A 15,876-nucleotide genomic window follows, 5' to 3' on the forward strand; every position below is an offset into this window, starting at 1 on the left:
AAGAATGCAATAAACTGCATGTTCCAAGTGTGAACAATCACTCTCGGCATTCTTATTTTCTCCATTAAAGCCATTGATAAATGACGCAAAAAAATCCCTGAAAGCGGCTAAATCTACACGCTTACACCAATTATTTGCGACACATTTATTGACACAAAAAACAAAAAATAAGGAACGTCAAATAAAACTAACGACGCAACGCAATCGTACAAGCCTTGCCCAAATCGTTCCTATCTTCCTTTTTACGCCATGGGGAATGCGGCTATATATGAAAGTTCTTCATTATTACAAAAATCATCAGTGTCACAAAACACAGCATTTCTGTAAAATTTTGCCTTCCCAAAAATCTTTACATCACCATAAATTAAAGCATCACTATAAACTCGAGCCTTTCTATAATCACGAGTATCACCATAAAATTCAATACATTGAGCATTCAAAACTTGATCAAAAAAGACCGCATTAACGTAAACATATGCATCTCCACTCATATTCGAATAACTATAAAGTTCTTATCTTTCATAAACATGCAAACTCTTACGAACGACTACACAACCATATGTTAATGCATTGTTATCAATAACAATATCATTGTAAACACAGACTTCATTATAAACCGCAGCATCATAAAAACACACTCACCCCCATAAGGGCATTAATCGAATGTACCCCCCCTCCCAAACAACCACTTTTGTGACTCAGATTACCTTCCTGTTTAATAAAATATCCAAGATCACTTTTTTGATATTTCCCAATTTTTTTAACGCATATATACGATATACCATCTGATAGTGATCTAATTTATTACAATAGAGGAGAAATCAGTATTCTTTGCCTATGAATTTACATTTTTTCTACAGCCATTATCCTATCTCTTAAGGCTCTAAAGCTTCGTTATACTCACACACCACCTCAACGCAGAATTTTTTTTTACAAATTCTGATGTTGGGGTATATCTTGATTTATAATGCTGCTACGTATACTATCACAGTGAAATCTCATAAACATACGAGTGTGTATCGCCGTTTCCGGTATACACATTTACTTCTTCACAACCGTGGAACTAAGCAACCATTTTTTATTGATTCGAATCTGAAAGTGTATGGGGACATTTTGTTATTAGTTAAAAACAACTCTATATGCTTCATTAGCGAAGAGCTACACATGGATATTTTCACGCTCCTTGTATCATATATTCTGGATTCGCAGCGCAATATTAACGCTATAGCGTAAATATGTAAAGGTCTAAAAATGACAAAGACTGAAAAAGATTGGTTCCAACGCTTAGTTGAATTGATTAAAAGTGACGGACGAACAATGATTGAAATAAGCAGAGCTGCAGGCTGTGGACAAAATTACGTCCAACAAATGATAAATGGAGGAAAGAGGCCTTCAGTAGATAAACTCATGGCTATTTTGAACACACTGGGAAATGCTAGTGCCATATATGTAATAACTGGTTTCAACATCTCCGATGAAGACTTAAAACTCATAACTTTGATTTCGTCTGGAGATAAAAAGAAGATTGAAGCCTTAAATGTTCTGTTGAATGAGCAGAATCTGTAGAATTTTCTACTCTATCCAATATCGCTTGCTTTTGAGACGTCGACAAAGACTCCCATTTCACAATAATATCAGATAAAGTTGTTTCAAATTTTTTATCATTCTTCATAGTCATACTCCATGTAGTCAAACTATATAACGCTAAAGCGTTTAAATATATCTCATACCTTAGAAAAAAATATTTGCAATAGGCAGTATGGAAGCAATTGTGTACAAACTTATTTTACAAAATCAGATGAAGTTCTATTAGTCATGTACCATGGTGAAACAGAAAGCATCACACGATCCAGATCTTCTTATGAAAATTGGTATGATCTATCAAAAATGCGAATAATGTTACGCATATCTTGTGATTCGGACCAATAACAAACTAATGTGAAAATATCCCTGAAGACACTCCTGAACTCTATATAAGAGAACACGAAAAAACTTTTTGAAAAAAAATATATCACAATTTTATTCTACATAGCACCATCTATGTTTTTTAAACAATATTGCAAAGCAAGAATATAACAATGTTATAGGAATAAATTCTTATAAACAGAGCCACACTACCTAAAACTCTGTAACACGTTTATAGGTAACCTCCCCTCTAAACGCACCTTGTAAATACTAATATAAGTCTCTACCATAAGCAAAAATGATACTATTAAAAAATAAAACGAATCACCACGCATACTCTTTGCACGTAAATTGTATTGCAGATTTACAACAAGAGAGAAATTCCCTTATGTAAATGAAGAATTATATTTTCAAAGTATGATTTTGAAGAAAAGTATACTTTTCCAAAAAAAATTACCCTCTCTGCCAATAATTTTTCATAAGAGAGAAAACTCTCTACACAATCAATACGAGAAAAATATTAGCAATACCAAAAAGTGCTAGCTTTACCGAAATATTGCCAATCCCTTATGAGAGTAAAATCAAAAAAGACTTCTGCTCTTCAATAATAATTTGGATTACATGAAAACTCTATAATTTGAGCATTAAGCGAAAAATACACAAAAACAGAAAACGGCATTTTAACGAATTTTCCAATATCATAGAAAACATTTCTTACAGAATAATAAAATTCCTATTACAATAAAATCTAGATAATGCAAAGCGATAGAAACAATCGCTCAATTGACTTTTCAAAGAACGATTGATGAAATTCTTTTCAGAGAACACGCCACCGTCATTATGAACAATATTTCTCAAAAATCAAATAGAACGCCTCTCTTGGGAAAAAGAAAATATCAACAAATGCTATCATCGTTGCCCCCATGATATATGTGAACACCTATGGATCACATTCTCTTATATACAACCTTTCATCACGATAATGCTATTCGAACGTCTAAAAGACATTAACATCACCCAGAAAAAAGCAAATTTACCCTAAATGTTTTTTGAGCCATTTGTTCTAAAAAAGTACAATCTTTAAAATTGGTCTTATTGGGATCTGTTTATTTGCAGAACAAGCATAAATAAACTTATTCAATGAAGCTTTTAGCCTTCTATTTTATGAAAAACATCATACAGAAAAAGTACAAAACAGTATATGAATTAAGAAAGTAAATAGCGCCACATATTAGTTAATCCAAATGCTACAATGTTTAAAATGAGAGCACTTCTTTAATGAGACTAAAAAACATACCATCACTTTATATTAAAGCGACTGATAGAAAAAAACAGCAACAAACAATGACAAAGGATTTTAGAACAAACAGGAAAATAAATAAAAAACGAAAAAGGTAGAATCCCAAAATTTTTATATAAGCGACCCATTTTTCTATTGGCCATTTCCCTATTGGTGGGCCCGGAGGGACTCGAACCCCCAACCAAGCGGTTATGAGCCGCTGGCTCTAACCAATTGAGCTACAGGCCCCATATATAGGTTGTTTCTCTCTAAACTAAAATGCCCTATGATACAAGAGCTGACAAAGATTATAACCCATCTTTTTCTCTTTTCTATTGGTTTTTTTTTCAGTGCCCTAATTTCTTTACAAGAACTCTTAAAAATGAGAGAATAGTTAACTGACAAATATAAAGGTATAGATATGATAGAAAAGAAAATTCAACCACTGAAGGGTTCTCTGGTTAAAGCAGTTATATTAGCATTTACACTCTTAGCCACATCGTTGACTGTACGTGCTTATGCTGAAGAAAATAAAATGAAAAATGCAACGATTACAGTGACTGCAATCGGAGAAAGTCAAGCTGCACCGGATATGGCAATTATTAATCTAGCCGTTGTTACCTATGACAAAACTGCCCAAAAGGCATTAGCTTCCAATAATCAATCCATCAATGATATTATACAAGCTTTTAAAAACAATGGCATCCAAGCAAATGATTTGCAAACATCAGGTTTATCCATTTATCAGTCGACTTCTGATAAACACCACGAAAAAAAGAATAATGAAAAACTCTATCATGTTTCAAATTCTTTAACCGTGCGCATTCGTGATCTTACCAATGCTGGTAAAATCTTTGATCAAGCGATGACTCTAGGTGTTAATTCAGTTAACGGCATTACTTTTACCAACGCAGATACAAAGCCATTTTATCAAGAAGCACGTAAAAAAGCCATTACTGAAGCCATTGAAAAAGCGCAAACGATAGCGCAAGCAGCAAATTTAAAATTAGGAAAAATTATTGAAATCAATGAAAAGGATGATTACTACCACCCAACACCACGTCTCATGAGTAGAGCAGCAGATGCAAGCTACGCAAATACAAATTTTGCAGCTGGTGAATTAAATTATAATGTGAGCGTCACTGTCGTCTTTGCGATCGATTAAATCACCAACTGTTGTATAAAAAATCATATTACTGGCCTTTACATAGAAGACCAGTAATGTGATGAAGATAATCTTCCTCAGATAATAATTCGTCTTCGTAAACCTCTATCTGTCCGCGTGCAGAAATATGCGCTGTATGTACCGTCTGGCAATCTCCTGATACCAATGGATGCCACCAATGAAGATCTTTTCCCTCATAAATTAATCTATAAGCACAACTTTCTGGAAGCCAGCGCGCTGTTTTAACTGTTGTAATGTCTAGCGATATACAATCTGGTACAATTGATTTACGATGAGCATAATCTCGACACCTACAAGTTTCCCCATCTAAAAGACGACAAGCAATACTGGTTGCATAAAGGTCACCCGTATCATCGTCCTCAACTTTATGGAGACAACAACGGCCACAGCCATCACAAAGGCTCTCCCACTCAGAAATGGAAATCTCTTCTAATTTTTTTACTTTCCAAAAGGGAAGCTCTCCACTCATAAACTCAGACACACCTTTTTTAATTAAGACGATCTATAAAAATGAAACGTTTAATTTCTATAATTTCATCTATTTCTGTCTCTTAAAAAGATTCAACTCAATGTATGCTTTAAACCGTTTTCTTAAAATCTATCTGAATAAAAAGAAAATATTCAAAAAATAGAGCATATAAATGAACATAATCTATTGAAACATTCCTTTATAAACTGACGAAGAATAAAATGCGTCACCTAAAATGATAAAAAAATTCCGCAACGAATACACATTTCTCATCAAAAAGTCCGTATGTTGCAATATAAGTTTATTCTTAATAGATCCTATTTCTTAAGAAACAAGCCGCTACACGCAAGATAATGTTTTTCGTTCATTTTTTCAAATGACTACCACACCGGTCTTTGCCCTACATCTGTTATTTTCAGAAAAAGAAATACAAAATTCAAAAGCTAAGAAAAACATTAAACATCGTAAACTTTCTGGATTATTCAAATTCTTCCCATATTTTCTCAAAAAAGCATCCAAGTACAATGTGACACACCTCCCCTTCATTAAGAAGAAAGAGAGATTTATTAAAATGCACACGAATTTCTTTATTTAAGAATCGAGAAAACTGCGCAATTTTCGTGAACGGCTAGGATGTTTTAATTTACGAAGTGCCTTTGCTTCAATCTGACGAATACGCTCTCTTGTAACTGAAAATTGTTGTCCTACTTCTTCCAACGTGTGATCTGTATTCATCCCTATTCCAAAACGCATCCGCAAAACACGTTCTTCCCGCGGTGTTAATGAAGCAAGAACGCGTGTTGTCGTATCTCGCAGATTAGCTTGGATAGCTGCATCAATTGGTAATAACGCATTCCTATCCTCAATAAAATCACCCAAATGGGAATCATCTTCATCACCAACGGGCGTTTCGAGTGAAATGGGTTCTTTTGCAATTTTAAGAACTTTTCGTACTTTTTCTAACGGCATAGAAAGCTTGCTAGATAATTCTTCTGGTGTTGGTTCTCGTCCAATTTCATGGAGAATCTGACGCGATGTACGAACGATTTTATTAATTGTTTCAATCATATGAACAGGGATGCGAATCGTACGCGCCTGATCAGCAATTGAACGCGTAATCGCCTGACGAATCCACCATGTTGCATAAGTCGAAAACTTGTAGCCGCGCCGATATTCAAACTTATCCACAGCCTTCATCAAACCGATATTGCCTTCTTGAATAAGATCAAGAAACTGCAAACCACGATTAGTGTATTTTTTTGCAATTGAAATGACAAGACGCAAATTAGATTCTACCATCTCCTTTTTCGCAATTGTTGATTCGCGTTCACCTTTCTGCACCTGCATAACAATCCGACGAAATTCACCAATCGAAATAGCCGTTTCTTGCGCAAGATTTTGTATCTCACTTCGCAATTTTTGGATTTCTTTTGCTTCACGCATCGAAAATTCTTTCCAACCAGGTGTAGGCAAAGCAGCAATATAATTCATCCAATCTGCGTCCAATTCACGCCCTTGGTATTCTTTTAAAAAATCCTCGTGGCCAATACCATAGCTGTTGGCAATCCGTTTTAGCTTACCTTCATTATGAATCAATCTCTTATTGATGTCATAAAGCTGTTCAACCAAAGCCTCGATACGATTTTGGTTTAAAGAAAGAGATTTTACTGCTTGAATCAACTCACCCTTTAATTGAATATATTTCTTCTTCTGAGAAGATGTAAGGGCCCCCTCTTTACGCTCTGCCAAACTGCTTTCAACATGCTGATCTTGTAATTTTCGTAATTTCACATAGGTTTGAGCAATAAAATCCAATGTTTCCATAACTTGAGGACAAAGTTCATTTTCCATTGCAGCAAGCGATAAGTTAACATCGTCATCGTCTTCTTCATCATCGTCTTCAATGTTTCTCTCTCCTGCGCTCTCCCCCATATTACGTATACCAGAAGACATTTTTTCTTCTTCTGTCTTATTCACTTCACTTCGCTCAATAACAGGAGCCTGCTTTGCTTCTGGACCAGCATAAGTTGTTTCAAGATCAATAATTTCACGAAGAAGAATACGCTGTTCTTTTAACTCGTCACGCCATATAATAAGAGCCTGAAAAGTTAAAGGACTCTCACAAAGTCCCGCAATCATTGTCTCACGCCCTGCTTCAATACGCTTAGCAATAGCAATTTCACCTTCCCGTGAAAGAAGCTCAACAGCTCCCATTTCACGCAAATACATACGCACCGGATCATCCGTACGATCTGTTACTTCGCGTTTATTCGTTGTCGTTGCAATTGCGTGGCTAGAGGCTTCTACTAAATCACCACCCTCTACTGTAACTTCTTCTTCATAATTTTCAGACTCAACTTCATCCTCATCATCCACAACATTAACCCCCATCTCAGAGAACATCGCCAAGATATCTTCAATTTGTTCGGATGTAACCTCGTCAGAAGGAAGAACAGCATTGAGTTCATCCATTGTTACGTAACCATTTTTTTTGGCAAGTTTAATCATTTTCTTGATGGCATCATCAGAAAAATCAAGAAGAGGACCATCCAAACTTGCTTGGCTTGTTACTTCTGCATTATCTTTCTGTTTAACCTTTGTTGCCATACCATAACTCCACTCGACCACTTCACAGTTTCCATGTAACCATAGTTTCCATGTGACCAGTTTTTTTGCTCTCACTAAAATCTACCAATAGTTTCTCATATATACTTCCTTTTAAGAGATTACTATTGGAAAGAATACATTTTGTATACGCCTTAACATCCAGACAAACTTGACATCCAGACAAAAACGCGGGAAAACTCCAGAAGTTTCCCCGACACCTCTCAGCCCTTCTGAGATAATCTCTGTACCCTATCGTAAGAACCAATTTCCCGCTTTTCCTAAAATTTACCCGCTTTTCCTAAAATTTAATTGCCATCTTTATGAAAATGTCACTCCCATAAACTTCCTCATCTAAAATTTAAGTGACTGATTCGCATTAAAAAAGCGAATCATTTTATCGTATCTTGTGTATTCCCGTCTATTTTTTCATCCAACCAACTTCCAAACCCTTCAATTAACGCTTCTGTTGCCTGCATCTGCTCCAGCTCATTTTTTACCTCACGAAGCAGATCAAAAACCTCACTCTTAGGATTTTCTACAAGTTGCTCTTTAACATCCTGTAATCTCTTATGTAGGTGGTGTTCTTGAAGATGCAAGTAGACAGCTTGTTTTAATATCGCACGTGCATCCTCTATAGAAGCTCTACCAAAAATAATATGCATACCAATATTTTGCACAAGATGTTTCATACGCTCTAACAGAGCCTTTTGCCCTCTTTTTTCTAAGAGCGCAACCATCGTCTCCTTATCATGAAGCTGTTGATTCCCAAGAATTTCCAACATAGCTTGATGAAAGCACATCAATTGAGTATTTTTTAATTCTAACTCAGAAAGATTTTCAAAATTTTCATACCACAACTCAGGATAGTAAGCTAAAGTGAGTAAAATCACTGCTTCTCGCAAAGGAATAGATTGCGAAGAATTTCGTACTATTTCAGAATTTGCTAACAGAGAAAAGGATTGATCTTTAAAGATCCTATTTGGTGAAGATTGATCATATCGCCCTTCCCCCCTTTTTTTCGAAAAAGAGGGACGAAAAAAATCAAAAAGGCGTTTTTTTACATCTTGCAAATAATAACGACGGACATCTTCATCCTTAATCGTAAAAATTTGTTGTTTTAGTTGTTTTTCTAGCGCTGCTCGTGTCTCTGGAGTTTCAAAATGCTTTCCATAGGTAGCACGCCACCATAAAAGCTCACTCAAAGGAATTTCTTTTTGCAAAAAAGAAGAAAAAAGTTGTGCTCCACCAGCACAAACAATTTCATCAGGATCTTTTCCTTGTGGCAACAAAACAAAGCGTACACAAACCCCAGCCTTTAAAAGAGGCAACACACGATCAGCAACACGAAAAGCAGCGTTTAAACCAGCAGCATCACCATCAAAACACAAAATGGGCTCCTTCCCCATCTGCCATAAAAGCTCAATTTGCGCTTCCGTTAATGCTGTCCCTAAGGGTGCTACGACTCCTTCAAAACCAGCTTTAGTCAATGCAATGACATCCATATACCCCTCAACAACAAGGAGTGAATGATTTTTTTCATCGCCAACAAAGCGACTGTTTTTGCGAGCCGCTACCGCGTTATAAAGTATATTTCCTTTATGAAACAGCACTGTTTCAGGGCTATTGAGATATTTTGCTCGTGTCTCTGTCTCTAATGCACGCCCTCCGAAAGCCACCACACGTCCGCGCAAATCTTCGATAGGAAACATAATACGATTTCTAAATCGGTCATAAGAATCCGCACTCCCCTCATGCACTGTGAGAAGTCCACATTCTTCCATTTGCTTTATTGAAATGCCCCGTGCACTCAAAGCTTCTTTCAAAGCTGTACGCCTTACCGGTGCAAAACCAATGCGGAAACGCTCTACGAGCTCTGGTGTCACACCACGTGCATCCAGATAACGACGCGCTTGCGCACCTCCTTTATAGCGTAAATTATATTGAAAAAAATCTGTAGCAATTTTCATCACATCATAAAGCTCAGCTTTTTCCAGTTGACGTTTATGACTTTGTGAATCCCAAATAGGGAGTTTCATTCCCGCAAAATCAGCCAAACGCTCTACACTTTCTGAAAAGTGCAATCCATCAAGCTCACACAAAAAGGTAAAAATATCCCCACTTACACCACAACCAAAACAATAATAGCGCCCTTTATGATCATCACAATGAAAACTTGGCGTTTTTTCACCATGAAATGGACAACAACACCAAAAGTCTCCCCGTGAAGGCTTACTTTTTCGAGGATCAAAATCCACCCGTTGACCAATCACTGTTGAAATTGGGAGTCTCGTACGCAGTTCATTAAGGAAATCGGGCGGGAAACGCATTATCTCTCACAAAGTTTGAAAATTCTTTTTTGCATATTTAACGACTTTAGAGCATAATTCCAATACTTCCTCTTAAGCAGTTGTAAAATTTTAAACTCTTAACTGCATATAATTTCAGAAATGGAGAGTAGAAAAGTGATCGAATTTATTGTTCAATATCCGTGGTTAGAGGCTATTTCTTGGCTTGTTATTCTTACTATATTTGCCCTTTTAGTCAACTTTCTAGGACGAAAATTACTTATTCACGGAGCAAAAAAACTCTCTTCTTTTCTCCCCAAAAATACAACAGTGGATATTAATAATGCTATTCAATACATAGCGGATATCATTTCAGCCTTTATTATTTCAGTTGGTGTTAATTTTATACCAACATTGCCCAATGCATTCAGTACTGTCATCGGTAATGTTGCTAACGCCTTCATTATCTTTTTTGTTGTTCTGACAATTTCTGCCTGTCTGAATGTCATTAATATCCTCTACGAACAACGACCAACAGCACGGTTAAAACCAATAAAAGGTTATATTCAAATTGCTAAAATTGCACTTTTTGCTGTTGCGACAGTTTTAATGGTCGCTACATTGATTGACCGCTCCCCTCTTATTCTCTTCTCCGGTCTTGGTGCAATGGCCGCGGTTCTCATGTTAATTTTTCAAGATACGCTTCTTTCTCTCGTTGCCGGTATTCAAATTTCATCCACTGATATGGTTCGCGTTGGTGATTGGATTGAAATCCCCAATCTCGGCGCCGATGGTGATGTTATTGAAATTGCCCTGCATACTGTTAAAGTTCAAAATTTCGACAACACCATCACCTCAGTTCCTATCCGTAAACTTGTAACCGACCCTTTTAAAAATTGGCGTGGAATGCAAGAATCGGGTGGAAGACGCATCAAACGCTCCCTTTTTATTGATCAATCAAGTATCCATTTTCTCACAGAAGAAGAACAAAAATATCTTTCCCGATTTAATTTATTAGAAAATTATTTCACACAAAAAGTAGCAGAAATTGACCAATGGAACGCTCAATTAGATAAAAATCATGATGTCTTAGCCAATACGCGCCGTTTAACCAACATTGGAACTTTTCGCGCTTATGTTTTTGCTTATCTACAACAGCATATAAACATCAACCCTAATATGACCTTTATGGCACGGCAATTACCTCCTACAGAAAATGGTTTACCCTTGGAAATTTATTGCTTTACGAACACCACCGTTTGGATAGACTACGAACAAATTCAAGGTGATATTTTTGATCACCTTTATTCCATTCTTCCTTGTTTTGGTCTAAAGGTTTTTCAAAATCCAAGCGGTTATGATTTTAATCAAGTATTAAAAGCAAAAGCGAAATAAAAACGATAAACTTTAATTTATCAATTTTGAGGCAAACATATTCATAACAACAGAGAAAGAATAAAGTATCATGAATGGTTCATTGGTACTCCTTCATCTTGCCGGCGCTGTTTCTTTACTTCTCTGGGCCACACGCATGGTGCGCACAGGAATTGAACGCGCCTATGGTGACAGACTTAAATATAAAATGTGCCACGTTATTTCAAAACCATTGTTTGCTGTAAGTTTTGGGCTTTTTACAGCAATGATTTTACAAAGCTCTACAGCAATAACGCTCCTTGTTGGTTCTTTCGTTGAATCTGGTTTTGTCTCTGGAGTAGCGGGACTTATGGCTGTACGCGGAGGAGAATTAGGATCAGCAATCGTTGTTAAAATTCTCACCTATGATCTCACACTTGTTGTGCCCCTTTGTCTTTTAATTGGCACTTGTATCTTCATGACAACAGAAAAACGTGAGTGGCGTCAAATAGGACGTATTGTCATCGGTATTGGTCTGTTAATTTTATCTTTAGAGATGATAAGTACAGCGACAGAACCTTTACGTGAAAGCGAAATTTTGCCTAGCATCATTCGTTATCTTTCAACCGATCCTGTTTCCACTTTTTTGTTGGCTGCTGGCTTAACCTACCTCTTACATTCATCTATTGCAGGAATCATTTTGCTGGTCAATTTTGCCAACTACGATCTTATCCATACGCAACTCTGTGTTGTCATGGTTCTTGGTGTCAACTTTGGCTCTTCTCTTATAGCACCACTTTTAACGCGCAACGCCTCTCCTAATACCCGCCTCGTTCCCTTAGGAAATTTACTCATGCGTGGGGCCGGTTCAATCCTTGTACTTATCTTATTTCTCTCCTTTCGCCCTCCCATCACATGGCTTGGCAATAACGCCCCTACTCAAGTGATCAACGCCCACATTATTTTTAATGTTTTCATTCTCCTTGCTGGAATACCGCTTTCAAAATGGGTTTTAAAATTAACCACTCAAATTGTTCATATAAGTGCAAAAAAAACGCAAGCCGACAAAACGCTCAATTTATCGGATCAAACAGCTCTTGATGACAGTGTTCTTGAACGACCCTCTCTCGCTCTCTCGAATGTCATGCGTGAAGTCATTCATATTTGTGATCTTGTGGACATCATGCTAGAAAAAATCATGGGACTTTATGAAAATCCTGATCCCAATATTATTCGTGAACTCAACCAACTCAACACCATATTGGACAAAAAACATATCGCCATCAAACTTTATCTTGCACGATTAGCGGGACAAAAATTATCTGACGAAGAAGCTCTTCAAACGCAAGAACTTCTAGGCGCCTGTATAAAATTAGACCAAGCAGGCGATATCATTATTCATAATATGCTGATGCTGGTTAAAAAGAAACAACAAAAAGGTTTACACTTCAGCAGCGAGGGCTGGAATGATCTCCTTCGTTTCCACGCCATTGTACTAGCCAACGCGCATATAGCATTTAACGTTCTCGTCTCACGCGATACACACACTGCACACCTATTGGTACAAAAAAAAGATCAACTACGAAACTTAGAAAAAGAGATGAGTTTAAAACATTTTAAACGTTTGCGTGAAGGGGATCTCAAAAATGTAGAATCATCCAGTCTTCATCTCGACACTGTCCGCGACCTCAAACAAATCAACTCTCTTTTGACCTCAATGATCTACCCCATTTTAGAAGAACAGGGACTTCTTCAAAGTTCTCGCCTACGCAACCCTGCTGAAGAACAAACAGAAAAACCTTAAACTTTTAAATAACTTGAATAAGAAATACATCACATCGATTACTCGATTTGGAATATGGTCAAGATATTGATTTAATCGAAATATTTTATTATTTGACAATTTAAATGAGCTTTCTGCATCGTAAATTTCTTTCATTTAAAATCTATTCATGATGAATTACTCAAAGTCATTTGCTTGCACATTATAAACAAAGCAGCATGTAGAATAGAATTCTTGAAGAAAGACGTAAAAATGCCTAATCATCTCAAAGCCAAGACTGTTAAACACATAAAGAGAAAGTCAAGAGTATGATGGTTCCAACCTAAACTCGCCTTGTAAAAAGGAACTGCCCCGCAGTAGCAGCAAAAACAGAAATACTCTATAAGGAATGCAAAACCCCACAAAAATGCAACGTTTATATCAAGATTGGTAGAGGCTCAACCTATACAGCCATTCTATAACGTGTCAACAAAACAGTTTTAATTTCATTTCAAACATCATTGATATCAATTGGCAAGCTCCAGACTTTTAAATGTCCATTTTACTTATTTCTTTAATCACAAATCACAATTGCTTTTTAAACTTAAGAGAGAGATTAAAAAGCTTATAAATAAACTTTATGATTTCTTAAAACATTTTCACTAATATTTTCTTCTTTTATTCATGTTTCTCAAATAATTAATTTATTTATAAATTAAAATGTGATATATACTCATGCTTGTTAAGTATTGTTATTATATAAATGTGAATGTTATTTAAATATAAAGGAAAATAATAAGTAAAATTTCTAACAAAAATATCCTTTCCACTGGATAAAAAAGGGATAAATCTTGATTTTTATAAAGTTTACTCTAGTTACAATTTAAGTTCAGGCAAAGGAGGGTATCATGGAAGATGCAAACATCGGTTGGATTGCAGCTATTATTATCGGCGGAATTGCAGGTTGGGCTGCCCAGTATATTATGAAAAGCCAAACAGGGATATTGTTAAATATTATCTTAGGGATTATTGGCGCTGCGCTAGCAAGCTTTCTTTTTAGTCTTTTAGGTGTAAGTTTTGCTGGTTGGCTTGGCTATCTTATTTCAGGTTTTATAGGAGCCTGCATTCTTATATGGGTAGGACAAAAAATTCGATCATAGAGCGTTTATTTTTTTTACACCTTTTGGGATTTAATAAAAAACTGGGAAACAACTAGAAAAGTTTGAAATATTTCCCTGGAGCTCGTTGTCACCAGTTTTGATATGATGGTGAGATGCTTAAGCTGCGATTTTGGGTATACACCATCACCGTATTTTAAAACGAAATGCAGTAAAGATCTTTATAACGCACCATTTCATACCTATATAAAGTTACGCATATCAGGAAAGATATGTTGCGTTATTTTAACGAAATACGAACTTATTTTCGTACCGTACGCGCAAATCTAGCTCATCTCACTGTAATAACAATCCGTAAGGTTACAAAAATCACTAACGATGATTAAAGATTCTACCGCATAGCACTTAACGCCTATACACTTCATCAACAATACCTTTTTACCGAAAAACTCGAAGAGCTCTTTTGCGCTCTTAAGAAATAAACAGAGAAGGTAAGCAAAAAATGATAAAGAGATTTTTTCTAATCTATGAAATAAAATAGATATATTATAAATACATATTAATATAAATTTATTATAAAAGACTAAACACTCTTTAATATGAAGTAATTTATTACAATTTAAATAATATAATCTATTTTTAAGTTTTCAAAAATATATGCCTTACTATAAAATTATTGACTATAAAGAATACGATCTCCTTTACATCTCAATTCAAAAGGGTTGAATATCTCTTCAATTTCTAAAGTATAAAATAAAGTTTTATTTCTCTTTAAATTTTCTCTTTATATCATCTTACATAGATGACTTTTTATATGCGTTACAAACGAATTTTAAAGCACAAAACATTTTTCCCATTGCTCATGCGATAAAGAAATTTCCCTAACGCATTGTGAAAGCGCCTTGGATAAAACATAATACCTTATTTTGCTTTTTTAATGAAAATAATCCTATAATATATAATTCCCGCATATCTTCTTTTAAAGACCTTTTCTTTCGACTTTCCCTTTGATATCTTCCTGTTAAAATCTTGCTGCTTTTATACTCCTTGTATTACAATAGAGCTATCTACTTAACCCAACATAACATATGGAATAAGACTTTAGCTGTGGAGTAAAACGATGTCTGATCTTGAAGATTCCATCTTACCGCCTCTAAAGTGGCTCTCTAATCAAAATCCTCCAATACCAGAAAACATTCGCAATTGGCTCATGGAATCTGGCTCTATGACGCTTCGATTAAAGAAATATTGTACCTGCCTCCAAATTCAACCACAACGCGAATGTTTTATTACGCGAGATAAATTAACAGACGAAGCAGAGCATCTTCCCGAAAGTGCGCGTTATTGGCTACGTGAAATCATATTGATGGGAGATAATAAACCTTGGCTCCTTGGACGCACTGTAATTCCACAAGAAACCCTCCTACACAATCAAGCCTTGATGCATTTGGGAACTGTACCTCTAGGACATTATTTATTTAACCATGACCAATTAACCCGCGATTACATTCATATTGGTCAACAAGATGTGCTATGGGCACGCCGTTCCCGTTTGCGGTTAACGGGTAAGCCATTGTTGCTAACTGAACTATTTTTAACAGATTCACCGCTGTATCCCGACCAATAAAGGTTACTCATTTTATTCTGCATAATTTATAGATTTTATATAGCTTATAAGGGATTTAATCAGAGAAAAGAATTTCAAAATCATCTCAAAACACATTACAAACAAAGAGTTATTTTCAAAATATCTTTTCATTTCATCAACTCAGCTTAAAAATGTCTTCTATAGAAAAAACGTTTAACGTTCTAATTTTCTTATCATTAAAACCAGCGCTTGAATTAAGAAGATATACATCATATTGATAAATATCATCTACATTTAAATTTCTTGCCGAATAATCAGCACTCT

At 35.7% G+C, this 15,876-nt stretch carries 11 protein-coding genes and 1 tRNA gene; 6 read left to right on the forward strand and 6 right to left on the reverse strand.

All coding sequences use genetic code 11. The features are described 5' to 3' along the window. Nucleotides 1-242: 242 nt before the first annotated feature. Nucleotides 243-491, reverse strand: a complete 249-nt coding sequence (locus tag ACFIKH_RS04520; RefSeq protein WP_375671076.1) for a hypothetical protein — start codon at nt 489-491, stop codon at nt 243-245. 760 nt (nt 492-1,251) lie between these two features. Here ACFIKH_RS04520 and ACFIKH_RS04525 point away from each other — a divergent pair. Beyond that, nucleotides 1,252-1,566 carry a helix-turn-helix domain-containing protein gene (locus tag ACFIKH_RS04525; RefSeq protein ID WP_007347852.1) on the forward strand — a complete coding sequence of 105 codons (315 nt, stop codon included), beginning with the start codon at nt 1,252-1,254 and terminating at the stop codon, nt 1,564-1,566. Here ACFIKH_RS04525 and ACFIKH_RS04530 read toward each other — a convergent pair. Together ACFIKH_RS04530 and ACFIKH_RS04535 are read right to left on the reverse strand one after the other, a co-directional pair. Further along, the gene (locus ACFIKH_RS04530; protein WP_015856659.1) at nt 1,490-1,672 is read right to left on the reverse strand and encodes a hypothetical protein; all 183 of its coding nucleotides are present in this window, start codon (nt 1,670-1,672) and stop codon (nt 1,490-1,492) included. The genes ACFIKH_RS04525 and ACFIKH_RS04530 overlap by 77 nt on opposite strands. Before the next feature lie 1,684 nt (nt 1,673-3,356). Next, a tRNA-Ile gene (locus ACFIKH_RS04535) sits at nt 3,357-3,433 on the reverse strand. 172 nt (nt 3,434-3,605) lie between these two features. Here ACFIKH_RS04535 and ACFIKH_RS04540 point away from each other — a divergent pair. Beyond that, nucleotides 3,606-4,349 (forward strand): SIMPL domain-containing protein, encoded by a 744-nt coding sequence (locus ACFIKH_RS04540; protein WP_375651875.1) that lies wholly within the window; start codon nt 3,606-3,608, stop codon nt 4,347-4,349. A gap of 28 nt (nt 4,350-4,377) precedes the next feature. On the opposite strand, the gene ACFIKH_RS04545 is transcribed toward ACFIKH_RS04540, so the two are convergent. From ACFIKH_RS04545 to dnaG, 3 genes are all read right to left on the reverse strand, one after another. Next, nucleotides 4,378-4,839 carry a YcgN family cysteine cluster protein gene (locus ACFIKH_RS04545; protein ID WP_015856661.1) on the reverse strand — a complete coding sequence of 154 codons (462 nt, stop codon included), beginning with the start codon at nt 4,837-4,839 and terminating at the stop codon, nt 4,378-4,380. A 591-nt stretch (nt 4,840-5,430) separates the two neighbouring features. After that, a complete protein-coding gene (gene rpoD / locus ACFIKH_RS04550) occupies nt 5,431-7,446 on the reverse strand; it encodes an RNA polymerase sigma factor RpoD (RefSeq protein ID WP_273788086.1) in 2,016 nt (671 codons plus the stop codon). Nucleotides 7,447-7,835: 389 nt separating this feature from the next. Continuing rightward, on the reverse strand, nt 7,836-9,773 hold the full coding sequence (gene dnaG / locus ACFIKH_RS04555) for a DNA primase (protein WP_375671078.1): 1,938 nt from the start codon (nt 9,771-9,773) through the stop codon (nt 7,836-7,838). A 135-nt stretch (nt 9,774-9,908) separates the two neighbouring features. Here dnaG and ACFIKH_RS04560 point away from each other — a divergent pair, with 135 nt between their 5' ends. The 4 genes from ACFIKH_RS04560 to ubiC all read left to right on the forward strand — a co-directional run bounded on the left by ACFIKH_RS04560 (nt 9,909) and on the right by ubiC (nt 15,591). Next, complete coding sequence (locus tag ACFIKH_RS04560) at nt 9,909-11,126, forward strand: mechanosensitive ion channel family protein (protein ID WP_375626171.1); 1,218 nt, start codon at nt 9,909-9,911, stop codon at nt 11,124-11,126. Nucleotides 11,127-11,196: 70 nt separating this feature from the next. Next, nucleotides 11,197-12,888, forward strand: a complete 1,692-nt coding sequence (locus tag ACFIKH_RS04565) for a Na/Pi cotransporter family protein (protein WP_375671080.1) — start codon at nt 11,197-11,199, stop codon at nt 12,886-12,888. Between the two features lie 866 nt (nt 12,889-13,754). Then, nucleotides 13,755-14,006, forward strand: coding sequence for a GlsB/YeaQ/YmgE family stress response membrane protein (locus ACFIKH_RS04570; protein WP_375626175.1), 252 nt, complete (start codon nt 13,755-13,757; stop codon nt 14,004-14,006). Nucleotides 14,007-15,084: 1,078 nt separating this feature from the next. Beyond that, entirely contained in the window at nt 15,085-15,591 is a 507-nt protein-coding gene (gene ubiC, locus ACFIKH_RS04575) for a chorismate lyase (protein ID WP_375671082.1), read from the forward strand. Nucleotides 15,592-15,876 lie beyond the last annotated feature (285 nt).

Origin of the sequence: Bartonella sp. SD1336NMGDW (assembly GCF_042193565.1) — a bacterium.
GTDB classification, from domain to species: Bacteria; Pseudomonadota; Alphaproteobacteria; order Rhizobiales; family Rhizobiaceae; genus Bartonella; species Bartonella grahamii.

Coding starts and splice junctions, on each gene's coding strand:
- ACFIKH_RS04520 (WP_375671076.1), bottom strand. CDS start 491: ATGAGTGGAGATGCATATGTTTACGTTAATGCGGTCTTTTTTGATCAA.
- ACFIKH_RS04525 (WP_007347852.1), top strand. CDS start 1,252: ATGACAAAGACTGAAAAAGATTGGTTCCAACGCTTAGTTGAATTGATT.
- ACFIKH_RS04530 (WP_015856659.1), bottom strand. CDS start 1,672: ATGAAGAATGATAAAAAATTTGAAACAACTTTATCTGATATTATTGTG.
- ACFIKH_RS04540 (WP_375651875.1), top strand. CDS start 3,606: ATGATAGAAAAGAAAATTCAACCACTGAAGGGTTCTCTGGTTAAAGCA.
- ACFIKH_RS04545 (WP_015856661.1), bottom strand. CDS start 4,839: ATGAGTGGAGAGCTTCCCTTTTGGAAAGTAAAAAAATTAGAAGAGATT.
- rpoD (WP_273788086.1), bottom strand. CDS start 7,446: ATGGCAACAAAGGTTAAACAGAAAGATAATGCAGAAGTAACAAGCCAA.
- dnaG (WP_375671078.1), bottom strand. CDS start 9,773: ATGCGTTTCCCGCCCGATTTCCTTAATGAACTGCGTACGAGACTCCCA.
- ACFIKH_RS04565 (WP_375671080.1), top strand. CDS start 11,197: ATGAATGGTTCATTGGTACTCCTTCATCTTGCCGGCGCTGTTTCTTTA.
- ACFIKH_RS04570 (WP_375626175.1), top strand. CDS start 13,755: ATGGAAGATGCAAACATCGGTTGGATTGCAGCTATTATTATCGGCGGA.
- ubiC (WP_375671082.1), top strand. CDS start 15,085: ATGTCTGATCTTGAAGATTCCATCTTACCGCCTCTAAAGTGGCTCTCT.